This is a genomic window from Flavobacterium cheongpyeongense, assembly GCF_003202435.1.
Classification (GTDB): domain Bacteria; phylum Bacteroidota; class Bacteroidia; order Flavobacteriales; family Flavobacteriaceae; genus Flavobacterium; species Flavobacterium cheongpyeongense.
Genome location: NZ_QJHK01000013.1, coordinates 60,024 through 83,592 on the forward strand (window position 1 = coordinate 60,024; position 23,569 = coordinate 83,592).

The following is a 23,569-nucleotide window of genomic DNA, read 5'->3' on the forward strand; positions in this document are numbered from 1 at the left end:
AATCTTGTCATTCCGTAGAAATCTCAAGGCACTAAATAATCATTGTGTAGAGATTCCTGCGGAAAGACAAAATAATTCAATAATAAAGTGAGGTATTTAAGTTTTTAAAATCTTTTTAATCCTTTAATCTCTGTAGTAAAAAAAAGGAACAATGAAAAAACTAGCGTTACTTATTTTCTTTTTCGGAATTACTTCAGCCGGATTTTCCCAGTTCAAAAGTCATGCTTTTGAAGAAATTGATCGTTTACAGAAAATTCAAAAGCGAAAAACAATCGTTTTTATCCATACAGATTGGTGTCAGTTTTGTCAGAGAATGAAGAGCACAACTTTCAAAAATCAGCAAATTATGCAAAAACTGATTTCGGATTTTTATTTTGTTGATTTTAATGCTGAGGAAAAACGCAACATACAATTTAATAATCAGATCTTTAAATATCAGCCAACAGGCAATAATGTCGGGATTCATGAACTGGCCCTACAGTTAGGAACCATGAATAAACAAATTGTTTATCCGGTTTTATGTGTTTTAAATGATAAAAATGAAATCATTCTCCAGTGTAATAACTACTTAAACCCACAGGATTTTAAATTGCTTTTGGAAAAATTGAAAGAATAAATTTTCTTATTTTTGAGCATGGATTCCTCTCAAATCAAACACTTCGATTACATCTTCACCGGTACAGGTTTATCAGCTTTGATGACTGTTTACAAAATGATACAATCTCAAAAATTCACAGATAAATCGGTTTTGCTGCTGGATGAAAATTCAAAAAAAACAAATGACAGAACCTGGTGTTTTTGGTCTGAAAAAGAAACAATCTGGAATCCCGTTATTTTAAAAAAATGGGATTCGGCATTATTTGCTAATGAAGATTTCAGACGTAATCTGGGCTTAGAACCATATCAATACAATCAAATCCGGGCTGTAGATTTTTATAATTTCGTTTTTGAAGTACTTTCTAAACAAGACAATATTACTTTTCTAAAGGAAAAAGTTACCGATATCAACGAACTCGAAACACACGTTTATGTCGGAACTGAAGAAAACCGATTTACTTGCAATTATTTATTCAATAGTATTTACACAAAAGCTTTCGTCGAAAACCAAACGGGATATCCGGTTCTACAACAACATTTTACAGGCTGGTTTGTAAAATCAGCAAATGAAATTTTCAATCCGGAACAGGCAACTTTTATGGATTTTTCAGTAGAGCAGAAAGGCAATACAAGGTTTATGTATGTTTTGCCTACATCCAAAACCGAAGCTTTGGTAGAATATACTTTGTTTTCAGAAAAATTGCTTGCGAAAGAAGACTATGAAAAAGAGATTGAAATTTATCTGAAAAAACTCGGTGTAAGCCAATATAAAATTCAGGAAAAAGAGCATGGAAGTATCCCAATGACCTGTTTTCCTTTTTGGAAAAGAAACACAAAACGTGTCCTCAACATCGGAACTGCCGGAGGATGGACAAAGGCGAGTACGGGTTATACCTTTAAAAATTCAGATAAAAAGTCATCAAAATTAGTTGCCTATCTTCAAAATGAAAACCCAAAAATGGCTGCCTTTCATAAAAAAAGCAAATTTTGGTTTTACGATTTATTGCTTTTGGATATCCTCTACCGCCACAATGAATTGGGGAGTTCCATTTTTTCATCCTTATTCAAAAAAGGAAATCCGGCTTTGATTTTTAAGTTCTTAGACGAAGAAACCAGTTTGATTGAAGATCTTAAAGTAATTTTAAAATGCCCAAAAAAACCATTCATAAAAGCATTGTTTACGGTTTTGATGAAATGAAAAAACATTTTTGCATATCTGTTTTTGACTTTCGACTTTATAACTTTCAAACTTTTGACTTTCATCAATCCAACTATAACAAAACTTTATACTTCAAATTAACTAGTTGCGGCTAAACTTTGTAACTTTGCATTTCAAAAGTAAAATTTAAAAATAAAAAATATGTATCCAGAAGAAATGGTAAAACCAATGCAGGCTGAATTAACAGTTGCTGGTTTTCAAGATTTACATAGTGCAGAGGCTGTAGATAATGCGATCAAAGCTGAAGGTACCACATTAGTAGTTGTAAATTCTGTTTGCGGTTGTGCAGCAAGAAATGCACGTCCGGGAGCAAAAATGAGTTTAGAAGGCGCTAAAAAACCAGATCACTTAATCACTGTTTTCGCAGGTGTTGACAAAGAAGCGGTTGATGCTGCAAGACAGCACATGTTTCCTTTCCCTCCATCATCGCCTTCTATGGCTTTGTTCAAAAACGGAGAATTGGTACACATGTTAGAGCGTCACCATATCGAAGGACGTCCTGCTGAAATGATAGCGGAAAATTTACAGGATGCGTTTAACGAATTCTGTTAATTCTTAAGATTTAAATTATATCAAGACTGTCTATTCATTTAGGCAGTCTTTTTTATTTGAAGCCAATCCGGCTGTACACTATATCTTTTGTGCCGAACCCCGGCACAAAAGGATGCCGTTTCCATCCGGGCTAAAAAATCAGAACCTTGAGAGCTTACGTTTTAACCAGTAAACTTAGTATTTAAGAACCTTTGCTACTTAGGACCTTTTTCATAACTTTGCCGCTCAAAATAATTTCTCAACTTAAACTGTTTATAGCATGCAACTGTACAACACCTTAAGCGCAGAAGAAAGAGCCATCATGATCGATGATGCCGGTAAACAACGACTCACGTTGTCTTTCTATGCGTATGCCAAAATTCAAGACCCCAAAAAATTTCGTGACGATTTATTTATAGCCTGGAATAAGCTCGATGCTTTAGGCCGAATTTACGTTGCCACCGAAGGAATAAATGCTCAAATGAGTATTCCCGAAGAAAATCTCGAAGCTTTTAGGGCTACTCTTGAAGTTTATGATTTCATGAAGGGCATAAGGCTGAACGAAGCTGTAGAACATGACGACCATTCGTTTTTAAAACTGACTATTAAAGTTCGGGATAAAATTGTGGCCGACGGTTTAAATGACGAAACTTTTGATGTTACTAATAAAGGAATTCACTTGAAAGCCGCAGCATTCAACGAAATTCTGGAAGACCCAAATACCATTGTAGTCGATTTTAGAAATCACTACGAAAGTGAAGTTGGACACTTTAAAGGCGCTATCACTCCCGATGTTGAAACTTTCAGGGAAAGTTTACCCATAATCAACGAACAACTTCAAAACCATAAAGAAGATAAAAACCTGGTCATGTATTGCACCGGCGGAATTCGTTGTGAGAAAGCAAGTGCGTACTTTAAACATCAGGGATTTAAAAACGTTTACCAGCTAGAAGGCGGAATCATCAACTACGCTAAACAGCTAAAAGAAGAAGGCCTCGAAAGCAAATTCATAGGCAAAAACTTTGTATTTGATAACCGTCTTGGCGAAAGAATAACAGATGACATTATCTCGCAATGCCACCAATGCGGAAAACCTTGCGACAATCATACCAATTGCGAAAACGACGGCTGTCATTTATTGTTTATTCAATGTGATGAATGTAAGGCAGCTATGCAAAACTGCTGTTCTGCAGAATGTCTTGAAGTGGTAAACATGCCTTTGGTAGATCAGGTCAGGTTAAGAGCAGGAAAACAGGTTGGGAACAAGGTTTTCAGAAAAGGAAAATCAGAGAATTTAAAATTCAAACATTCAGGAGAGTTACCTGATGCTGCTTTAGCTTCTGCAGAAAAGCCAATTGATATCCGTCAAAAGGTAAAAGTGAAAAAAGTATTACTGGGCAAAGCCGAACATTACTACGTAAAAGCACAAGTTGGACAATTTACCGTTGAAAACCACGAATTGAACAGCGGTGATAAAATCTTAATTTCAGGTCCCACAACAGGGGATCAGGAATTGGTTTTAGAAAAGTTAATTGTAAATGGAGCAGAAACTTCATCTGCTACTATTGGCGATAAAGTCACTTTCGAAGTTCCGTTCAGAATCCGGTTGTCAGATAAAATATATAAGATTTTAGGATAATTTAGCATGGCATTGAATAATAAAATTGAGCTTATGGCTCCCGCCGGGAGTTTTGAGTCACTTCAGGCTGCGCTTGATAACGGTGCAGATTCTATTTATTTTGGTGTAGAACAACTGAACATGCGCGCAAGATCGACCGTTAATTTTACCATTGAAGACTTAAAAGAAATTGCCCTTCGCTGCGAAACAAAAGGCGTTCGAAGCTATCTTACTTTAAACACTATTATTTACGATCATGATTTATCAGTTGTAAAAACATTGCTGAACAAAGCCAAAGAAGCGAATATTACGGCTGTAATTGCATCAGATCAGGCGGTGATTGCAATAGCAAGGGCAATCGGGATAGAAGTTCATATTTCGACTCAATTGAATATTACCAATATCGAAACCATCAGATTCTACAGTTTGTTTGCTGATACAATGGTTTTGAGCCGTGAATTAAGTTTACGCCAGGTAAAAAAAATCACAGAACAAATTGAGAAAGAACAAATCAAAGGACCAAACGGCAAATTGGTCGAAATAGAAATCTTCGGTCACGGTGCTTTGTGTATGGCAGTTTCGGGAAAATGTTATCTGAGTTTACATTCTCATAATTCATCTGCCAACCGCGGTGCGTGCAAACAAAATTGCCGAAAAAAATACACTGTTATCGATCAGGAAACGGGTTTTGAAATCGAATTGGACAACGAATACATGATGTCGCCAAAAGATTTGTGCACAGTAGATTTCTTAGATCAGGTTATCGATTCGGGAATTCAGGTTTTAAAACTGGAAGGACGAGGCCGTGCCCCGGAATATGTGGCAACAGTGACCAAAACCTATCGTGAAGCAATTGATGCCTATTATGATGGTAGTTTTTCGAAAGAAAAAATGGCTGTTTGGATGGAAGATTTAAATACCGTTTACAATCGAGGATTCTGGTCAGGTTATTATTTGGGTCAGGAATTAGGCGAATGGAGCGATCTTCCGGGATCAGCAGCAACACAAAAGAAAGTATATGTAGGTAAAGGAATTCACTTTTTCCCAAAAGCCGAAATTGGGCAGTTCAGGATTGAAGCTTACGATATAAAAGTGGGTGATAAAATCTTAGTAACCGGACCTAGTACAGGAGCTCAGGAAATGATTATCGACGAAATGTTTGTCAATGATACAGCAGCAGAAAAAGCAACAAAAGGAGACGATTGTACTTTAAAACTGCCTTTCAGAATCCGGATGTCTGATAAATTATATAAAATTGTCGAAGCCTGATGGTGATTATTACTTTACAAAGAGATAAATGTATTGGCTGTAATTATTGTGTCGAAATGGATCCTGTTCATTTTCAGATGTCAAAAAAAGATGGAAAATCGGTCTTACTTCATTCGCAGAACGCAAAAGGATTTTTTACGTTGAAATCTCCAAATCATACAATTGTAGAAAGCTGTGAACTGGCCGCTAAAGCCTGTCCTGTAAAAATTATTTCGGTGAAGGAGACGTAACGCTGCATTGATACCTTTGAATACCAATATACTTTTAAGCACCCGCACCCATAGTGTTTAGCTAAAAATGGATAGAGCATTACTTATATCAGGCAACTTCTGTTTATATTTGTCAGACTTCATTTCACAACACTGTTTATGACCATTGACTAATACCTTCAAAATATACATTCGGCATATCAAAGAGGAAACGCTGCAGAACATATTTATCGTGGCGATTTAAAACAGCTTATAGAAAGTATGGCAAGTGTGTTACGGTAACCAATTAACCCAAGCGCCAGCAATGCGGGGCACCGGATTAACCAACCGGTTAATAAAACCAATTGATGCAATAGAAATCGAATAATCATGAACGACGATTTAAAAAAGTTTATATTATACACAGCACCAAGCGGAGAAATTCGAGTTGATGTTTTGCTTCAAAATGAATCGGTTTGGTTGACTCAAAAAGCAATAGCGGATTTGTTTGGAGTTCAAAGACCAGCAATTACAAAACATTTAGGTAATATTTTTGAGACGGGAGAATTGGAAAAAAAAAATGGTTAGTTCCATTTTGGAACATACCACTCAACATGGCGCAATTAAAGACAAAATTCAAAAAAAGAAACAAAATATTATAACCTAGACGCCATAATTTCAGTTGGCTATCGAGTAAATTCTACTAAAGCCACCCAATTCAGGATTTAGGCAACCCAAACCTTAAAAGAATATATTGTAAAAGGTTTTGTGTTGGACGACAATTGTTTAAAACAAGGTCAGGCTATTTTTTGTAAAGATTATTTCAAGGAATTACTGCAAAGGGTTCGTTCAATCCGGGCGAGCGAAAGAAGAATTTACCAGCAGGTAACCGATATTTTTGCTGAATGCAGTATTGATTATGACAGCAATTCTGAAGTAACTAAAAATTTCTATGCTATCGTTCAAAACAAATTTCATTTTGCGATAACTGGAAAAACGGCTGCTTAAATCATTTTCAAAACGGCTGATGCCAAAAAAGAAAATATGGGATTGACTACCTGGAAAACAGTCCAAACGGATGGGTTTGAAAATCGGATGTAGTGGTTGCTAAAAATATTTACATGAAAAAGAAATCAAACAACTGGAACGTACTGTAACAGGTTACTTCGATTATATAGAGGGTCTATTGAACGCGAGAATACGTTTACTATGGAGCAATTGGCAGCGAGTGTCAACAAATTCCTAACTTTTAATGATTATAAAATTCTCGAAGGAAAAGGGAAAATCTCTAAATTACAAGCAGATAAAAGGGCAGTTATTGAATATGAAGTTTTCAATAAGACCCAAAAAATAATTTCAGACTTTGATAAGGAAATCAAAAAAAGTAGTGGACAGACTGTCAGCTAAAATAAATTAGTTCTGAGGAACATTAAAAACCTATTTTGTGTCAAACAGAATAGGTTTTTATATTTAACACCCCTTTAGTTTTAATCCATAAAACGCAAACTAAAAAAAATACTATCTTTACCGATCAAACGTTTATGAACTTAAGTTGCACTTTTGCAACACTACATATAGAATTATGGCATGTACAAGTTGTTCAACCTCTGATGGTGGCGCACCAAAGGGTTGTAAAAATAATGGGACTTGCGGTACCGACAGCTGCAATAAATTAACGGTTTTTGACTGGCTCGCGAACATGAGTCCGTCTAATGGAGAGGCAATTTTTGATTGTGTTGAGGTACGTTTTAAAAACGGACGCAAGGAATTCTTTAGAAATTCAGAGAAATTAACTTTAAGTATTGGTGATATTGTAGCAACTGTTGCTTCACCAGGACATGATATCGGAATTGTTACTTTGACAGGCGAATTGGTAAAAATTCAAATGAAGAAAAAAGGGGTAAATCCGGATAGTAACGAAATTCCTAAAATTTACAGAAAAGCATCTCAAAAAGATATTGATATTTGGTCTGTGGCTCGTGATCGAGAGGAACCGATGAAAGTTCGTGCTCGTGAACTGGCAATTCAGCACAAACTGGAAATGAAAATTTCGGATATCGAGTTTCAGGGAGACGGATCAAAGGCAACATTTTACTACACAGCAAACGATCGTGTCGATTTTAGAATGCTGATTAAGGATTTTGCAAAAGAATTCAGTACAAGGGTCGAAATGAAACAGGTTGGTTTCCGTCAGGAAGCGGCACGCCTGGGCGGAATCGGTTCTTGCGGACGTGAACTTTGCTGTTCAACCTGGCTGACAGACTTTAGAAGTGTCAACACATCGGCAGCACGTTACCAGCAATTGTCTCTTAATCCGCAAAAATTAGCCGGACAATGCGGAAAATTGAAATGTTGTCTCAACTATGAATTAGACACTTACATGGATGCGTTGAAGGATTTTCCGGATTACGATACTAAATTAGTAACCGAAAAAGGAGATGCCATCTGTCAGAAACAAGATATTTTTAAAGGATTGATGTGGTTTGCCTATACCAACAATTTTGCTAACTGGCATGTTTTAAAAATCGATCAGGTTAAAGAAATCATTGCTGAAAACAAACAGAAAAACAAAGTTTCTTCATTGGAAGATTTCGCTATCGAAGTAATTTTAGAACCAGAAAAAGACTTCAATAACGCCATGGGTCAGGAAAGTTTGACGCGTTTTGACCAGCCAAAAAAGAAGAAAAAACCAAACCGAAAACGCAAACAAAATGCTGAAACGGCTGTTGCAGCTGCGCCAGTAAAGCCTCAGCAGACAAACAACAACAAACCCACAGGAGGCAACCAAAATAAACCAAACAATCAGAATAAACCAAACAATCAAAATAACCAGAACAAACCAAATAATAATAAAAAACCAAATCATTCGAATAAACCCAGAACGAACGATAATAAACCAGCTGAACCTAGAAAACCTATAATTATTACTAAAAATGAGCATAAAAAATAGCGGAATTCTTTTTTTGGCAGCTATACTCCTTTTTTCATGTGATAAAAAAAGAGTATTTGATGAGTACAAATCTGTTGGAAGTGCGTGGCATAAAGACAGTATTGTAACCTTCGATTTGCCAGTCTTAGACTCCACAAAACGATACAATTTATTTGTAAATTTGAGGGACAACAATAATTATCCTTTCAATAATTTATTTTTAATAGTGGCCATTGAAATGCCAAACGGATTTACAAAAGTAGATACCCTTGAATATCAAATGGCAAATCCGGACGGAACACTTTTAGGAAACGGATTTACGGATATTAAAGAAAGCAAATTGTATTTGAAAGAAAATGTCAGATTTAGAGGCAAGTACAAAGTGCACATCAAACAGGCTGTGAGGCAATCAGGGAAAATTCCGGGAGTTCAGGAATTAGAAGGTATTACAGATGTAGGTTTTAGAATAGAACAAAAAGATTAGAAAAAGTTATGGCTATCAAAAAAAACAATCAATCAAACAGCACGAAAGATATTAAATATTACCAAAAGAAATTTTGGAGAATTTTTGCATACAGTTTATTAGGTATTCTGGCCTTCTTTTTATTTGCTTCATGGGGAATTTTTGGTTCAATGCCTTCCTTTGAAGATTTAGAAAATCCGGATTCTAATTTAGCTACCGAAATTATTTCTTCTGATGGAGTTGTAATTGGTAAATACTTTAAAACCAACAGGTCACAGCTGAAATATTCTGACCTTCCCAAAAATCTTGTAGACGCCTTAGTTGCAACTGAAGATGCCCGTTTTTATGAACACTCCGGTATTGATGGCCGCGGGACTTTACGTGCTGTTTTTTCTTTGGGAACCAATGGAGGAGCCAGTACCCTGACACAGCAGTTAGCCAAACAATTATTTCATCGTGGCGGATCTACCTTTTTGCCTTTTAGAATAGTACAAAAAGTAAAAGAATGGATCATTGCCATTCGTCTGGAAAGACAATATACTAAGAATGAAATACTGGCGATGTACTGTAATGTGTATGATTTCGGGAATTACGCTGTTGGGGTAAGTTCGGCAGCTCAGACGTATTTTTCCAAAGATCCAAAAGACCTGACTATAGACGAATCGGCAATTTTAGTTGGAATGTTTAATAATTCCTCCCTTTACAATCCTTTGCGAAATCCTGAGGGAGTTAAAAACCGTCGTGATGTAGTACTGGGCCAGATGGTAAAAGCCAAGATGATTACTGAGTCTCAAAAAGAAAAATACAAGGCATTACCGATAGCTTTAAAATTTAAATTAGAAAGCCACCGTGAGGGAATGGCAACTTATTTCAGGGAATTTCTTCGGGATTACATGAAGAAATGGATGGCAGATAACAAAAAACCGGACGGATCTGATTATGATATTTATAAAGATGGTCTGAAAATATACACGACAATCGATTCAAGAATGCAGGGGTATGCAGAAGAAGCGGTTGCTGAACACATGAAAAATTTGCAGCAGCAGTTTTTTATTGATATGAAAAACAATAAAAATGCACCTTTTGTAAATATTACCCAAGCTGAAACAGACAGGATCATGATGCAGGCGATGAAAAATTCTGTTCGTTGGGCTCAGATGAAAGAAATGGACAAAAGCGAAGATGATATTATTGCTTCATTCAAAGTAAAAACAAAAATGACAGTCTTTACCTGGAAAGGAGAGCGTGATACGGTTATGACACCAATGGATTCCATTCGTTATTACAAGCATTTTTTACAGTCGGGTTTAATGGCAATGGAACCGCAAACAGGAGCAATTAAAGCTTGGGTCGGCGGAATCAATTATAAATATTTTCAATACGACCACGTAGGACAGGGAGCAAGACAGGTAGGTTCTACATTTAAACCATTTGTTTACGCAACAGCTATTGAGCAATTGAATATGTCTCCTTGTGATTCCATTTTAGACGGACCATTCATGATTCATAAAGGGCGGCATCATGTAACAGAAGACTGGGAACCAAGAAACTCAAACCACACTTACCGCGGGATGGTGACTTTAAAACAGGCTTTAGCCGGTTCCATCAATACAGTTTCTGCAAAATTAATAGACAGAACTGGTCCTGAAGCCGTTGTAGAACTGACACGAAAATTAGGTGTTAAAACAGAAATTCCCGTACAGCCTTCAATTGCCTTGGGAGCTGTTGATATTACAGTAGAAGATATGGTGGCAGCCTACAGCACATTTGCGAATCAGGGTGTGTATGTAAAACCACAATTTTTGAGCCGAATTGAAAACAAAAGCGGAGAGGTTATTTATGAGCCAATTCCGGAATCGCATGATGTTTTAAATAAAGACATTGCTTTTGCTGTAATCAAATTGCTTCAGGGTGTGACAGAAACTGGTTCAGGCGCACGTTTACGTACGCAGGGCGGTGGAAGTGGCGACAACCGCTGGACAGGTTATCCATATATGTTTACAAATCCAATTGCAGGTAAAACAGGAACAACACAAAACCAGTCTGACGGTTGGTTCATGGGTATGGTTCCAAATTTAGTTACGGGCGTCTGGGTTGGTTGCGAAGACCGTTCGGCACGTTTTAAAAGTTTGACTTACGGCCAGGGAGCAACTGCTGCATTGCCAGTTTGGGCTTACTTTATGAAAAAATGTTATGCTGATCCTGATCTTAAGGTTTCAAAATCAGAGTTTGAGCGTCCGGAAAATCTTTCTATAAAAGTGGATTGTTATAGCCGACCAGCCGCTGTTGTAAAAGACACAACCCAGACAGAACAGAATACAGAGGAGTTTGAGCTGTAATTAGATTATCTCATAATATTAAATATCCTTTTAAGTCTTTTGAAATCCGAAAGATCTAAAGGGATATTTTTTTTGTAGCTGTTTTTTATTTTTATGAAATAGCTATTTTTATAACCATAAAATCGTATTTTTAATAAAATAATAAGATTATAAAGTCAGTTTGTTATGATAACAAAAAAAGTTAAAAATGTTGAGGAGGCTGTTCAGGATATCGCATCTGGAATGACTCTGATGTTTGGCGGTTTCGGTTTGTGCGGAATTCCAGAAAATACGATTGCGGCTTTAGTTAAAACCCAGGTATCGGATTTGATCTGTATTTCTAATAATGCAGGGGTTGATGATTTTGGTTTAGGTTTGCTTCTTCAGAAAAAACAAATCAAAAAAATGATTTCTTCATACGTTGGTGAAAATGCCGAGTTCGAGCGTCAGATGCTTTCGGGTGAATTAGAAGTCGAACTCACACCTCAGGGAACTCTGGCAGAAAAATGTCGGGCTGCGCAAGCCGGAATTCCCGCATTTTTTACTCCGGCAGGCTACGGGACCGAAGTTGCCGAAGGAAAAGAAGTTCGGGAGTTCAACGGAAAAATGCATATTATGGAAGAAGCTTTCAAAGCAGATTTTGCCATCGTCAAAGCATGGAGAGGGGATGAGGCTGGAAATCTTATCTTCAAAGGAACGGCAAGAAATTTTAATGCCTGTATGGCGGGCGCAGCAAAAATTACGATTGCTGAAGTCGAAGAGCTGGTTCCTGTTGGTACCTTAGATCCAAATCAGATTCATATTCCGGGAATTATGGTACAGCGTATTTTTCAGGGAGAAAAGTTTGAGAAAAGAATTGAACAGCGAACTGTAAGGCAAAGAGCGTAATTAGATAATTTGTCAATTAGATAATTAATGTTGATTTCGTGAAACGGAGCATTATCTAATTATCAAATTTTTTAATTGGCACATTCAATAAATTGACACATTAAGAAAATATGTTAACAAAAGAAGATATAGCAAAGCGAATTGCAAAAGAAGTAAAAGACCGATATTTTGTTAATCTCGGAATCGGAATTCCAACTTTGGTTGCGAATTATGTCCGGGATGATATTTCGGTTGAATTTCAAAGTGAAAACGGTGTTTTGGGAATGGGACCTTTTCCTTTTGCAGGAGAAGAAGATGCAGACATTATCAATGCAGGAAAACAGACTATTACCACACTTCCCGGAGCGAGTTTTTTTGATTCGGCTTTTAGTTTCGGAATGATACGCAGCCAGAAAGTAGATTTAACGATTCTGGGCGCGATGGAAGTTTCTGAAAACGGAGACATAGCCAACTGGAAAATTCCTGACAAAATGGTAAAAGGAATGGGAGGTGCGATGGATTTGGTGGCTTCAGCCGAAAATATTATAGTTGCCATGATGCATGTCAACAAAGCAGGAGAATCCAAAATACTTAAAAAATGTACTTTGCCATTGACTGGTGTAGGCTGTGTTAAAAAAATAGTTACGGAACTGGCAGTTCTCGAAGTAACCGCAAAGGGTTTTAAGCTCTTAGAACGTGCACCAGGAGTTTCTGTAGAGCATATCATAGCTTCAACAGAAGCTGAATTAATTATAGAGGGAGAAATTCCGGAGATGGATATAAGATGATTTCTTTTTTTTGAACTTATCAAAAGCTGGCTTAAACGCTGGCTTTTTTTGTAGTATAAATTTAAAAAATGGCCTGTTTTATTTTTAAAAGGAGTTAATAAAGCCTGTTTTACAACGTTTTGTGATTCAATAATATGTTAATTTTAGTATATATTTTTGTAAAATCTTTACAAATTGTTAAATAAAAGTGCGTTTAAGGAAAAAAGTGTTGTATTTCATCGATTAAAAGCAAATTTCATCGATTAAATAACAAAATTAAAATACTTTTGCCATAAATCAAAGTATTTACTTACAGTAAATATTTTTGTTTTTTTAATCCATTACCAATTTTAAACCCCTTTTATTATGGAAAAAAAATTACCAAAAATTGTCACTACGACAGTTGTTATGCTCACATTTTCTTTAACTGCATTTTCCCAGGTAACTGACAAACGCGTAAGTCAGAAAAATTTATCTGAAAACGGACTTCCTGGCTTAATTACCTTTAGTGAACAATCTACTTACAAAGGCTCTGATTTTAATGCCGTCTTTAAGGAGCAATTAGGTTTAAAAGACAATCAGTCTTTTGCAAAAATTAAAACAGAATCAGACCAGGAAGGTTATGTGCATGAAAAGTTTCAACTATACGAGCAAGGAATCAAAGTAGAATTTGCAAACTATACATTACATTCAAAAAACGGTAAGCTGGCTTCAATGAATGGTGAGTTTTACAATATCACAAATGCAGTTACAATGCCTAAACTTTCGGCACAGGAAGCTTTTAACAAAGCCGTTCTCTACACAGATGCCAAGCAATATCTTTGGGATTCTCCAGAAGATGCGGCAGCTATGAATTATGAGAAACCTAAAGGAGAGTTGGTTTTTTTGCCTGATATGGAAGCTCAGGGAACAGAAAGAACTACAGATAAAGTTAATTTAGCATATAAATTTGATATTTATGCGACAAACCCATTAAGTCGTGGTGATTTATATATAGATGCCATAACCGGAAAAGTATTGTTTTATAATGCAACTATAAAACATCTTGGCGAGTACGGCCACGGAAATTCAAAATCTGTAAATGTGGCTTCTAAAAAAGAGAATTCGAATTTAAAGGCGATAGTTGCGGCAAATGCAGCAACCCGTTACAGCGGTACCCAAACAATTCAGACGACACTAAGCGGGTCTTCATATATTTTGCTTGACGGAACCCGTGGAAATGGAATTCAGACTTATAATTCAGCCAGAACAGCAACGTATCCAACTACAAATTTTACGGATACTGATAATAACTGGACTGCCACTGAATATAATAATACAAACAAAGACAATGGGGCACTCGATGCTCATTGGGGAGCCGAAATGACATACGATTATTGGTCGGCTGTACATGGAAGAAACAGTTATGATAATGCCGGTGCCAAAATTAAAAGTTATGTGCATTATAATTTAATCGCAGCCGGATATTCTAGCAATAATAATGCTTTCTGGAACGGAAGTGTTATGACTTATGGTGACGGAAGCGGAACAGGAGGGTTTGATATCTTAACTTCAATGGATGTTGCCGGACATGAAATAGGTCATGCTGTTTGTACGTATACTGCAAATTTAGCATATCAAAAAGAATCGGGAGCGATGAATGAAGCTTTTTCTGATATTTGGGGAGCCTGTATCGAATATCGTGCAGCACCTACAAAATCTACCTGGTTAATTGGTGAAGATATAGAAAGAAGATCAGGTCATGCAGCTTTACGTTCTATGAGTGATCCAAACTCTGAAGGTCAGCCGGATACTTATGGCGGAACCAATTGGGTAAACGTAAACTGTACGCCAACAAGCAGTAATGATTATTGTGGGGTTCATACAAACTCAGGGGTATTAAATCACTGGTTTTATATCCTGTCTATAGGTAAATCAGGTACAAATGATCTTGGAAATGCCTATAATGTTACCGGAATAACAATTGACAAAGCGGCAAAAATTGCTTACCGTTTAGAAAGTGTTTATTTAACTTCCAATTCAACGTATGCGAATGCCAGAACTTCTGGAATACAGTCAGCTATTGATTTATACGGAGCAGGTTCTGCTGAAGTTATTGCAACAACAAATGCATTTTATGCAGTGGGTGTTGGAGCAGCTTATTCTGGTGGATCAAGTGATATAACTGCGCCTTCCGCACCAACAGCTTTAGCAGCTTCTGGTACAACTGCTACAACTACTAATTTATCCTGGACAGCATCAACAGATAATGTAGCAGTAACAGGATATGATATTTACCAAGGAACAACTTTAAAAGGTTCGTCTACAACTACAACTTATGCTGTTACAGGTTTAACCGCTTCAACTGCTTATACGTTTTCTGTAAAAGCCAAAGATGCAGCTGGAAATATTTCTGCATCAAGCAGTACAGTAAATGTTACTACACTTGCGGGTACAGTAACATATTGTACATCAAAAGGAAATGATGCAACAGACGAAAGAATTGGTAAAGTTGTTTTTGGTACTATTAGCAATACTTCTACTGCAACAACCGGTTATGAAAACTTCACATCAGTTTCTACTAATGCCAGCAGAGGAACCGCGTATACTATTACGATTACACCAACATGGGCATCTTCAGTATACAGTGAAGGTTATGCTGTGTTTATTGATTATAATAAAGATGGTGATTTTACTGATTCCGGCGAAACAGTTTGGACAAAAGCAGCTTCGACAACTACTCCGGTTACAGGCTCAATTACAATTCCTGCAACAGCGACTTTAGGAACCACAACAATGAGAATTTCTATGAAATACAACGGAATTCCAACAGCCTGTGAGTCTTTTTCCTATGGACAAGTTGAAGACTATTCGATAAACATTACCGCTGCAGGAACTGTAGTTGTTAATGAATTAATTGCTGACACAGATAAAGCAAGTCCTGAAATAACTTTATATCCAAATCCAGTTGAAAATGAACTGAATATTTCATCATTTGAGGAAAAGGGTTCTGAGTTTACAATTACAAATGCATTAGGTCAGCTGGTGAGTTCAGGTCAGTTTTCTGAAGGATCAATTGATGTAAGCAAATTAAGTGCAGGAATCTATTTTATTGAATTGAATATTGGTCAAAAAAGAGTAATCAAAAAGTTCATAAAAAAATAATTTTATTCTTTATAGTATAATATAAATTAATAAAACCGCCTGATAGGGCGGTTTTTCTATATAATATCTTTAGAAAATTAGTTTCTCACTTTATAAATTCTCAAAAAAATCATTTCCTTTATCATCGGTAATAATAAAAGCAGGGAAATCTTTTACGGTAATTTTTCGAACAGCTTCCATTCCTAATTCTTCAAAATCAACCACTTCAACTTTAAGGATATTGTCCTGAGCTAAAATAGCGGCCGGACCTCCGATAGATCCTAAATAGAATCCACCGTATTTGTTGCAGGCATCCGTCACTTGTTTGGTACGGTTTCCTTTAGCCAGCATAATCATACTGCCACCATGTTTTTGGAATTCATCCACATAAACGTCCATACGTCCGGCAGTTGTTGGGCCAAAACTTCCGGAAGCCATTCCCTCAGGAGTTTTAGCAGGACCTGCATAATAAACCGGGTGATTTTTAAAGTAGTCCGGCATTGGTTTTCCGGCGTCTAATAATTCTTTGATTTTTGCGTGTGCGATATCACGGGCTACAATAACAGTTCCGTTTAGTTTCAAACGGGTTTTGATTGGGTATTGTGATAATTTGGCTAAAATATCGGCCATTGGCTGATCTAAATCAATTTCAACCGGAGCTTCTAAATGTGGTGCTGTTTCCGGTAAAAATTGTTTTGGATTCGTTTCTAACTGTTCAAGGAAGATTCCGTCTTTCGTGATTTTTCCTTTAATATTTCTGTCTGCAGAGCAAGAAACACCTAATCCTACCGGGCAGGAAGCTGCGTGACGTGGTAAACGGATTACACGAACATCATGTGTAAAATATTTTCCTCCAAACTGAGCTCCAATTTCACTTTCCTGACAGATTTTCTGAACACGTTCTTCCCACTCTAAATCACGAAACGCCTGACCGGCCATGTTTCCTGAAGTAGGCAAATTATCAAAGTAGCCTGCAGATGCTTTTTTTACGGTTGCTAAATTTGCTTCGGCAGAGGTTCCTCCAATCACCAAAGCCAAATGGTAAGGTGGACAGGCAGATGTTCCTAAGTCTTTGATTTTAGCACGAATGAAAGCGTCAAGGGATTTGTCGTTTAATAACGATTTTGTTTGTTGATATAAGTAGGTTTTGTTCGCAGATCCGCCACCTTTTGCCATAAATAAGAATTCGTAAGAAGCCCCTTTTTTCGCATAAATATCGATTTGTGCCGGAAGATTTGATCCTGAATTTTTTTCTTCAAACATCGAAATCGGTACAATCTGAGAATATCTTAAATTACGTTTCTGGTACGTATTGAAAATTCCTTTGCTCAGCCATTCTGCATCATCTACTCCGGTAAAAATATTTTCACCTTTTTTGGCCATTACAATTGCAGTTCCGGTATCCTGGCAGCTTGGCAACTGACCTTCAGCAGCAACAGAAGCATTTTGAAGTAAATTATAAGCTACAAAACGATCATTATCCGTTGCCTCCGGATCGTTCAGAATGTTTCTTAGTTTTTGCAAATGTGTCGTTCTCAACATAAACGAAACATCTGTTAAAGCTTCTTCAGCTAATAATTCCAATCCTTTTGGATCAACAGTAAGAATTTCGCGTTCTCCAAATTTTTCAACTTTTACAAAATCTGAAGAAATTTTGCGGTATTGTGTTTCATCTTTTAAAATAGGATAGGGATCCTGGTATATAAAATCAATCATTTCTTTGTTTTTGACAAAGTTAAAAATTATTTACCTAAGAAAGAATTTGAATTATATACGTTTAGCAACTTTATTGTTGATTATGAAACTCATTAAATTCTATAAAGTTTGCGAATATTATATGATCCGTTCCTACTGAACTTATTGAAACGTTCAAATCTGTTTTCAATGGATTAAAATCCGTCGCTACAATACATATCATTCCTACGGAATTTTTGAACTCTGAATGTTTACATCAAATTAAAAAAACCAACTAGCCACAAAAATAGCCGTAATTACACAAATCAAATCCACTAATAACATCGTTCCCAACGCATAACGGGTATTCTTGATATTCACAGAACCAAAGTAAACCGCAATCACATAAAACGTACTTTCGGCGCTGCATTGAAAAATACTGCTCAGTCTTGCTGTTAAGGAATCAGCTCCAAAAGTATTCATGGAATCAATTAAAAATCCGCGTGATCCGGCAGAGCTAAACGGACGTAACATGGCTACAGGTAAGGCGTTAGTAATTTCTTTACTGACTCCCATATTCGAAAAGACAAATGCAATTCCATCACTGATAATTTCAAATAATCCGCTGTTTCTGAATAAGGAAATTGCTACCAGCATTCCCATAACATAAGGGAAAATCGTAACTCCGGTTTTAACTCCGTTATTTGCCCCGACAACAAACGATTCAAAAACTGTTGTATTGGCTTCAGTAAATTTCTTTTCATGGATGAAAGAAAAAAGTAAAGTAAAGGCAATAATAGCAATTAATATTAATGCAGAAAGATTAGAAGTAAAAAGGTTCTTTCCTATCAAATCTAAGTGATTCACATACATTAACAATCCAATGATTGCAGCAATCAACATGATTAAAGCGATAACCAAAGAAGCACTTTTGAAATTGATTTTTTGTTTAACACCCACAATTAAAAAAGCAGCAATTGTACCAATGAAAGAAGTTATGATACACGGTAGCATCACATCGGCCGGATTGCTGGCATTGGCAGCTGCACGATAGCCAATAATCGAAGTTGCAATTAAAGTTAAACCGGAAGCATGAAGGCACATAAACATAATTTGTGCATCGCTCGCCCTGTCTTTATCGGGATTTATTTCCTGAAGACTTTCCATGGCTTTTAATCCAAAAGGAGTCGCAGCCGAATCCAGTCCTAAGAAATTGGCAGCGAAGTTCAGCGTCATATACGAAATGGAAGGGTGGTTTTTTGGAATACTCGGAAACACTTTTACAAATACCGGGCTTAGGCCTTTTGCTAATTTTCCTGATGCTCCTGAAATAATCAGAAGTTCCATCAATCCGCAGAAAAAAGCCAGATAAGCGATAAGAGGCAAGATTAAATCAACAAGCGTGTTTTTACAAGTTGGCAATAAACCATCCGATTTTTGAACACCGCTGTATATTTTTACCGTTTTATTTTTATAAACATACGTGGTGTCGGCATTAAGCGTATCACGATCGATAATCATCGTTTGATCCGGAGCGTTTTTGATGCTGTCTTTTATAAAAGCAGGAAGCTGTTCAGCATATTTCTCTGAAACCAGAATAGGATCGTCTTTTTTACCATTCAAAACATAATCAATGGTATAATTATTTTGTGAAAAAAGGCTGATGACAATAAAGACAATCGAAGAAATAAAAATCGCTAACCAAAATCTGCTTAATACCATAATTGTAATTTTTTGTAAATGTAATAAATCAATTGCAATGACAATTGCAAAAGTCAATTTCGTAGTTAACACGAAATTAATTTAATTTGAATTTGTCTTTAAAATTTACGAGAGAAAATAAAATAAATCATTAAAATTAGTGTATTCAATCACAATTTTTGTTTCTAAGTACTTTTAAAAAGATGTAATCCCTTCAAAAAGAACTGCTTTTTTATGATTCTCGGTTGTATTAAAAAAGTCTGTTTTGATTTTGGCATGCTCTTTTTTTGATTGTTCTTTTTCAGATACCCGTGGCTTTTCCGTTTTTAGAAAACGCTTTGGGTTGATGTTCCAATAAAATAGGAGCTTCACAATTTCCTAAGGAGAAACATGCCGGTGATGTAAAACTTCCTGATGGTATTTATTTGGTTTTAAATCATATAAGTTATTGAAGTTCATTTCAATTTTGCGAGACTCAGAGCCTTTGTAACTTTGCAGCCCAAAAAACTATACATGAATAATTTCTTCTTCAATCAATAAATCTTCCCTGCGCAAACGAAGAAAAATCTGTGCTACGGCTATTGTATCTTTTTCGCAATAGGTTACAATTCTGTCTATGTCTTTTTCTACGTAATACACCTGTGCTACCTGACTGCCATCAATATCGCCTTTTGGTGAGGGAACTCCGAGGATTTTGGTCAGTAATTTTAAAGAAGTAAAGTGTTTGTAATCACCAAACTTCCATAATTCCAACGTATCCAGATGTGGAATTTCCCATGGCTTTTTGCCGAATAAATTCAGTTTGTCCGGAATTGCAATTTGGTTGATAATCATTCGGCGTGCGAGAAACGGAATATCAAATTCCTTGGCATTGTGCCCACACAAAAGATGTTGTGGCTGATTGAAATGATTGTTCAGAAGATTATTAAAGTCTTTCAGGATCTTTTTTTCTTCTCCAAAAAAAGAAGTTACCCTGAAATTCCGAATATCACTTTTGATGGTAAAATACCCAACTGAAATACAGATAATCTTTCCAAACTCAGCCCAAATTCCGGCACGGTCATAAAATTCTTCAGGAGTAAAATCGTCTTTACGCTGATATTGCGTTTTTAAATCCCAAAGTGACTGCATTTCTGCGTCAAGCGAATTGAAATTCTCTTCTTCAGGAACAGTTTCTATATCGAGAAATAAAATGTTGTTGAGGTTTATTTTTTCAATCATTTTCTTTAAACACGGATTACACTAATTAACACCAATTTTTTGGTAAAAACATTACACCAAATCTACCATTTTGTAAATATAAAGCTATAAATTAATTTGTAAAAATCTGTGAAATTTGTGTTTTAAAATAAACTTTGTTGTACAGAAGGACTTTCGTGCTCCAAAAGCCATTTTTTGCGCCATATTTCTCCTGCATAACCCGTAAGAGATCCGTTTGTACCAATAACCCGATGACACGGAATCACAATCCAAAGCGGATTTTTACCATTTGCCGCTGCTACAGCCCGAATTGCTTTTACATCGCCAAGCTTTTTAGTCTGATCCATATAACTTACTGTTTTTCCATACGGAATTTCCAATAAGGCTTTCCAGACTTTCTGTTGAAATTCGGTTCCTTTTGGATTTAGTTTTAAGTCAAAATCGGTTCTTTTGCCTTCGAAATATTCGTTTAACTGCGAAACAGCTTCACTCAGAACTTCAGGAATGGTTTTTGAGACTTCACTTGTTCCAACATCGGAAACAGAAATTACTGAAATACCGTTTTTATCACCAATAATTTTGGTGATACCGAGAGGCGAATTGATATAAGCTGTTTCCATAGTTCTTGGTTTTAACCGCAAAAGACACAAGGTTTTCGCAAAGTTCGCTAATATTTTGCTTAATAATTTTCCAGCTTAAATTGATAATCCAAAACGGTTTCAATTTTTGCGCTTAAAATAACCTTTTTACTATTAGATTTCCCAGCACTAAACTTCGGTAAAATCAGGTTTTGTTCCACTGCTTTTTGCGTGTAATAATCTTCTCTAGTTGGATGAAATGGTGCAACAGCATTAAAAACGTCATTCCATTTAGATTGGTCTATGATTTCTTCAATGATGCTGATGCAATCGTTTTGATGAATCAGATTTACAGGAGCATCTGCATTTGCTAAGTTTTCTTTTCCTGACAAAGAAGTCACAGGATGACGATCTTCTCCAATTAATCCGCCGAAACGCAGAATAGTGGTTTTGAAGTTTTGATTTTCTTGAAGAAGCTTTTCAGCTAAAACCAATTGTTTTCCGCTTTCAGTATCTGGATTCGGTTTAGTTTCTTCAGTTACAGAATCATTATTATCACCATAAACGGATGTTGAACTTACAAAAAGCACTTTCTTAACCGTCGATTTTTCTATAAAAGGAATGAGATTTTTGATTTTTTCGACAAAAATTTTTTTTTCAGAATTGGGATTGACAGTCCGCAATTTTGGTGGGATATTGATAATCAGGATTTCGCTTTCCGCTAAAAAGTCATTGATGCTTTCAGAAACACTTTCGCTTTCAAGCGCAACCAAAAACGGATTTATACCAGCTTCTTTTAAGATAGAAAGTTTGTTTTCTGAAGTAGTGGAACCGTTTATTGAATTTCCTTTTTCGATTAGTCTTTTTGCTAGCGGTAAGCCCAACCAGCCACAGCCAAGTATGCTTATTTTTGTCATTTTTTTGAGATTAAGGATAAAGAAGCTTTTTTCTTTCTCGCAGATTATTTTTTTAATCAGCGAAAATCAGCTTAGATCTTTTTAAATCTGCATAAAACACTAAAAAACTTTACGTTTTTGCGAGATTAATATTTTACAAAGTTAAAGTAAATCGGACTTTGTCTTTTCTCTTTGCACCAATTCTGTTGTAAAATTTAATGGCTCTGGCATTGAACTCTGGTGTTTGCCATTGCATATTGACACAGTTGTTTGTAGTTGCAATTTCTTTTAATTTTTCGATTAGTACTTCTCCTATTCCGAAACCTCTGGCTTCTGCTTCAAGAAACAAACAATCCATATATAAAAATGTAGCGGCATCCCAGGTTGAAAAATCAAAAGTGTAGGATACATAACCAATGATTGTTTCTTTTATGGCTACGACCAGACAGAATAATTTCGGATTTTTACCAAAAAGAGCATTTTTCAGACTTTGTTTTTTTCCCTCTGTGGAAAATTCGGCTTTCTCAAATTCAGCATGTTGTTGGCATAGCATGATTAACTTAGGTAAATCAGCTATTTCGCAGTTTCTTATTGAATATTCCATTGCAGGTTAATTTCGGTTTGCAGGAAGTGAATAAAATGATTGAAATAATCAGGATAATTTTCATTGGCTCGTGTAGCGATAAAGTGTTTTCTTTTCAAACCATTTTTAGTCACTTTAATGGCTTTTATTGAACTCGACTTCAAATGAGGCTGAACGGCCCATTTTGCCATTGACATTACGCCCATATCGGCTTTTACCATTTCCAGAGAGGCTTCTGTCAAAGGCATTGGCGTGATTTTCTTTGGAGTCACTTTGGCTGGAGCCAAAAGAAACTGATGAATGGTAACGGTTTCCATCGGCAATGAATGAATAATCAGGTGTTCATTGATGAAATCTTCTGCAATGACATATTTTTTATCTGCCCAGGAATGATTTTCAGATACGACCATCATTACTTCGTCCTGAAAAAGTTCGGTGTATTTTATATTACTGTTTTTAATAGGATCACTTATAATGGCAATATCAATTGTATTGTCCAGAAGTTTCTGCAAAGGAATATGAGTCGCTTCGATTACAATTTTCAATTCAACATTTGGATATAAAAGATGGAATTGTTTTAAAACTGAAGGAAGCCAGTGATAACTCGAGAAACATTCGGTGCTGATTCTGATTTCGCCATGTTCTCCAAAAATCATTTGTTTGATCTGGGTTTCAGTTTCTGAGAGTTTGTTCAGGATTTCATTGGCGAGTTCATAAATTTTTTCGCCGGCTTTTGTCAAAACCAGTTTTTTGTTGGTTCTTAAAAAAATGGCGGTGCCCAACTGATATTCTGCTTCTTTGAGCTGATGACTCAGGGCAGATTGTGTTAGATGAAGTTTGTCGATCGCTTTTGTAATGCTGCCTTCTTCAACTATTGCTTTTATCAATTTTAAGTGACGTATTTCCATTTTGATAGTATTGATACACAAAGAAACAAAATTTCAGACTGGCTTTTCTATGAAAAAAAATAATGTGATTCATGAATTCTTTTCGTTTTTATGGAATTAAATGTTCAGCTACTTTTGAAAAAACGAAAACTAAATAAACA

General features: G+C 36.1%; 21 protein-coding genes and 1 pseudogene. 15 read left to right on the forward strand and 7 right to left on the reverse strand.

Annotated elements, in window-relative coordinates:
* Nucleotides 1-151: 151 nt before the first annotated feature.
* From DMB65_RS14610 to DMB65_RS14670, 15 genes and pseudogenes are all read left to right on the forward strand, one after another.
* Entirely contained in the window at nt 152-616 is a 465-nt protein-coding gene (locus tag DMB65_RS14610; protein ID WP_110307382.1) for a thioredoxin family protein, read from the forward strand.
* An 18-nt stretch (nt 617-634) separates the two neighbouring features.
* Nucleotides 635-1,795: a lycopene cyclase family protein gene (locus DMB65_RS14615; RefSeq protein ID WP_110307383.1), complete on the forward strand. Its 1,161-nt coding sequence runs from the start codon at nt 635-637 to the stop codon at nt 1,793-1,795.
* Between the two features lie 162 nt (nt 1,796-1,957).
* Nucleotides 1,958-2,368: a BrxA/BrxB family bacilliredoxin gene (locus DMB65_RS14620; protein WP_099717906.1), complete on the forward strand. Its 411-nt coding sequence runs from the start codon at nt 1,958-1,960 to the stop codon at nt 2,366-2,368.
* A 259-nt stretch (nt 2,369-2,627) separates the two neighbouring features.
* The gene (gene trhO, locus DMB65_RS14625; RefSeq protein ID WP_110307384.1) at nt 2,628-3,986 is read left to right on the forward strand and encodes an oxygen-dependent tRNA uridine(34) hydroxylase TrhO; all 1,359 of its coding nucleotides are present in this window, start codon (nt 2,628-2,630) and stop codon (nt 3,984-3,986) included.
* 6 nt (nt 3,987-3,992) lie between these two features.
* A complete protein-coding gene (locus DMB65_RS14630; protein ID WP_110307385.1) occupies nt 3,993-5,234 on the forward strand; it encodes a peptidase U32 family protein in 1,242 nt (413 codons plus the stop codon).
* Nucleotides 5,234-5,464, forward strand: coding sequence for a ferredoxin (locus DMB65_RS14635; protein WP_110307386.1), 231 nt, complete (start codon nt 5,234-5,236; stop codon nt 5,462-5,464). The genes DMB65_RS14630 and DMB65_RS14635 overlap by 1 nt, the downstream gene beginning before the upstream one ends.
* Before the next feature lie 348 nt (nt 5,465-5,812).
* Nucleotides 5,813-6,010, forward strand: a complete 198-nt coding sequence (locus DMB65_RS22450; RefSeq protein WP_230470684.1) for a hypothetical protein — start codon at nt 5,813-5,815, stop codon at nt 6,008-6,010.
* A gap of 57 nt (nt 6,011-6,067) precedes the next feature.
* Nucleotides 6,068-6,430, forward strand: a pseudogene (gene rhuM / locus DMB65_RS22455) (RhuM family protein); the annotation flags it as partial.
* A gap of 177 nt (nt 6,431-6,607) precedes the next feature.
* Nucleotides 6,608-6,829, forward strand: coding sequence for a RhuM family protein (gene rhuM, locus DMB65_RS22460; RefSeq protein ID WP_394336114.1), 222 nt, complete (start codon nt 6,608-6,610; stop codon nt 6,827-6,829).
* 175 nt (nt 6,830-7,004) lie between these two features.
* Entirely contained in the window at nt 7,005-8,372 is a 1,368-nt protein-coding gene (locus DMB65_RS14645; RefSeq protein ID WP_110307387.1) for a PSP1 domain-containing protein, read from the forward strand.
* Entirely contained in the window at nt 8,356-8,835 is a 480-nt protein-coding gene (locus DMB65_RS14650) for a gliding motility lipoprotein GldH (RefSeq protein WP_110307388.1), read from the forward strand. Before DMB65_RS14645 ends, DMB65_RS14650 begins: the two co-directional genes overlap by 17 nt.
* An 8-nt stretch (nt 8,836-8,843) precedes the next feature.
* Nucleotides 8,844-11,153, forward strand: coding sequence for a penicillin-binding protein 1A (locus tag DMB65_RS14655; RefSeq protein ID WP_110307389.1), 2,310 nt, complete (start codon nt 8,844-8,846; stop codon nt 11,151-11,153).
* 165 nt (nt 11,154-11,318) lie between these two features.
* Nucleotides 11,319-12,020: a CoA transferase subunit A gene (locus DMB65_RS14660; RefSeq protein WP_110307390.1), complete on the forward strand. Its 702-nt coding sequence runs from the start codon at nt 11,319-11,321 to the stop codon at nt 12,018-12,020.
* Nucleotides 12,021-12,130: 110 nt separating this feature from the next.
* Nucleotides 12,131-12,787, forward strand: coding sequence for a 3-oxoacid CoA-transferase subunit B (locus tag DMB65_RS14665; RefSeq protein WP_110307391.1), 657 nt, complete (start codon nt 12,131-12,133; stop codon nt 12,785-12,787).
* A 345-nt stretch (nt 12,788-13,132) separates the two neighbouring features.
* Nucleotides 13,133-15,910: a M4 family metallopeptidase gene (locus tag DMB65_RS14670; protein WP_110307392.1), complete on the forward strand. Its 2,778-nt coding sequence runs from the start codon at nt 13,133-13,135 to the stop codon at nt 15,908-15,910.
* Between the two features lie 90 nt (nt 15,911-16,000).
* Here DMB65_RS14670 and DMB65_RS14675 read toward each other — a convergent pair whose 3' ends face one another.
* From DMB65_RS14675 to DMB65_RS14710, 7 genes are all read right to left on the reverse strand, one after another.
* Entirely contained in the window at nt 16,001-17,605 is a 1,605-nt protein-coding gene (locus DMB65_RS14675; protein ID WP_110307393.1) for a fumarate hydratase, read from the reverse strand.
* Between the two features lie 240 nt (nt 17,606-17,845).
* Nucleotides 17,846-19,285 (reverse strand): nucleoside recognition domain-containing protein, encoded by a 1,440-nt coding sequence (locus tag DMB65_RS14680; RefSeq protein ID WP_110307456.1) that lies wholly within the window; start codon nt 19,283-19,285, stop codon nt 17,846-17,848.
* Nucleotides 19,286-19,771: 486 nt separating this feature from the next.
* On the reverse strand, nt 19,772-20,485 hold the full coding sequence (locus DMB65_RS14690) for a 3'-5' exonuclease (protein WP_110307394.1): 714 nt from the start codon (nt 20,483-20,485) through the stop codon (nt 19,772-19,774).
* A 122-nt stretch (nt 20,486-20,607) separates the two neighbouring features.
* Nucleotides 20,608-21,084, reverse strand: coding sequence for a methylated-DNA--[protein]-cysteine S-methyltransferase (locus tag DMB65_RS14695; protein ID WP_110307395.1), 477 nt, complete (start codon nt 21,082-21,084; stop codon nt 20,608-20,610).
* A 59-nt stretch (nt 21,085-21,143) separates the two neighbouring features.
* Entirely contained in the window at nt 21,144-21,959 is an 816-nt protein-coding gene (locus tag DMB65_RS14700) for an NAD-dependent epimerase/dehydratase family protein (RefSeq protein WP_110307396.1), read from the reverse strand.
* Nucleotides 21,960-22,092: 133 nt separating this feature from the next.
* Nucleotides 22,093-22,542, reverse strand: a complete 450-nt coding sequence (locus tag DMB65_RS14705) for a GNAT family N-acetyltransferase (protein WP_110307397.1) — start codon at nt 22,540-22,542, stop codon at nt 22,093-22,095.
* Nucleotides 22,527-23,429 carry a LysR family transcriptional regulator gene (locus DMB65_RS14710; RefSeq protein ID WP_110307398.1) on the reverse strand — a complete coding sequence of 301 codons (903 nt, stop codon included), beginning with the start codon at nt 23,427-23,429 and terminating at the stop codon, nt 22,527-22,529. Before DMB65_RS14710 ends, DMB65_RS14705 begins: the two co-directional genes overlap by 16 nt.
* Nucleotides 23,430-23,569 lie beyond the last annotated feature (140 nt).

Bases quoted from the DNA above. Each gene is read 5' to 3' on its own strand.
- DMB65_RS14610 (WP_110307382.1), top strand. From the start codon at position 152: ATGAAAAAACTAGCGTTACTTATTTTCTTTTTCGGAATTACTTCAGCC.
- DMB65_RS14615 (WP_110307383.1), top strand. From the start codon at position 635: ATGGATTCCTCTCAAATCAAACACTTCGATTACATCTTCACCGGTACA.
- DMB65_RS14620 (WP_099717906.1), top strand. From the start codon at position 1,958: ATGTATCCAGAAGAAATGGTAAAACCAATGCAGGCTGAATTAACAGTT.
- trhO (WP_110307384.1), top strand. From the start codon at position 2,628: ATGCAACTGTACAACACCTTAAGCGCAGAAGAAAGAGCCATCATGATC.
- DMB65_RS14630 (WP_110307385.1), top strand. From the start codon at position 3,993: ATGGCATTGAATAATAAAATTGAGCTTATGGCTCCCGCCGGGAGTTTT.
- DMB65_RS14635 (WP_110307386.1), top strand. From the start codon at position 5,234: ATGGTGATTATTACTTTACAAAGAGATAAATGTATTGGCTGTAATTAT.
- DMB65_RS22450 (WP_230470684.1), top strand. From the start codon at position 5,813: ATGAACGACGATTTAAAAAAGTTTATATTATACACAGCACCAAGCGGA.
- DMB65_RS14645 (WP_110307387.1), top strand. From the start codon at position 7,005: ATGGCATGTACAAGTTGTTCAACCTCTGATGGTGGCGCACCAAAGGGT.
- DMB65_RS14650 (WP_110307388.1), top strand. From the start codon at position 8,356: ATGAGCATAAAAAATAGCGGAATTCTTTTTTTGGCAGCTATACTCCTT.
- DMB65_RS14655 (WP_110307389.1), top strand. From the start codon at position 8,844: ATGGCTATCAAAAAAAACAATCAATCAAACAGCACGAAAGATATTAAA.
- DMB65_RS14660 (WP_110307390.1), top strand. From the start codon at position 11,319: ATGATAACAAAAAAAGTTAAAAATGTTGAGGAGGCTGTTCAGGATATC.
- DMB65_RS14665 (WP_110307391.1), top strand. From the start codon at position 12,131: ATGTTAACAAAAGAAGATATAGCAAAGCGAATTGCAAAAGAAGTAAAA.
- DMB65_RS14670 (WP_110307392.1), top strand. From the start codon at position 13,133: ATGGAAAAAAAATTACCAAAAATTGTCACTACGACAGTTGTTATGCTC.
- DMB65_RS14675 (WP_110307393.1), bottom strand. From the start codon at position 17,605: ATGATTGATTTTATATACCAGGATCCCTATCCTATTTTAAAAGATGAA.
- DMB65_RS14680 (WP_110307456.1), bottom strand. From the start codon at position 19,285: ATGGTATTAAGCAGATTTTGGTTAGCGATTTTTATTTCTTCGATTGTC.
- DMB65_RS14690 (WP_110307394.1), bottom strand. From the start codon at position 20,485: ATGATTGAAAAAATAAACCTCAACAACATTTTATTTCTCGATATAGAA.
- DMB65_RS14695 (WP_110307395.1), bottom strand. From the start codon at position 21,084: ATGGAAACAGCTTATATCAATTCGCCTCTCGGTATCACCAAAATTATT.
- DMB65_RS14700 (WP_110307396.1), bottom strand. From the start codon at position 21,959: ATGACAAAAATAAGCATACTTGGCTGTGGCTGGTTGGGCTTACCGCTA.
- DMB65_RS14705 (WP_110307397.1), bottom strand. From the start codon at position 22,542: ATGGAATATTCAATAAGAAACTGCGAAATAGCTGATTTACCTAAGTTA.
- DMB65_RS14710 (WP_110307398.1), bottom strand. From the start codon at position 23,429: ATGGAAATACGTCACTTAAAATTGATAAAAGCAATAGTTGAAGAAGGC.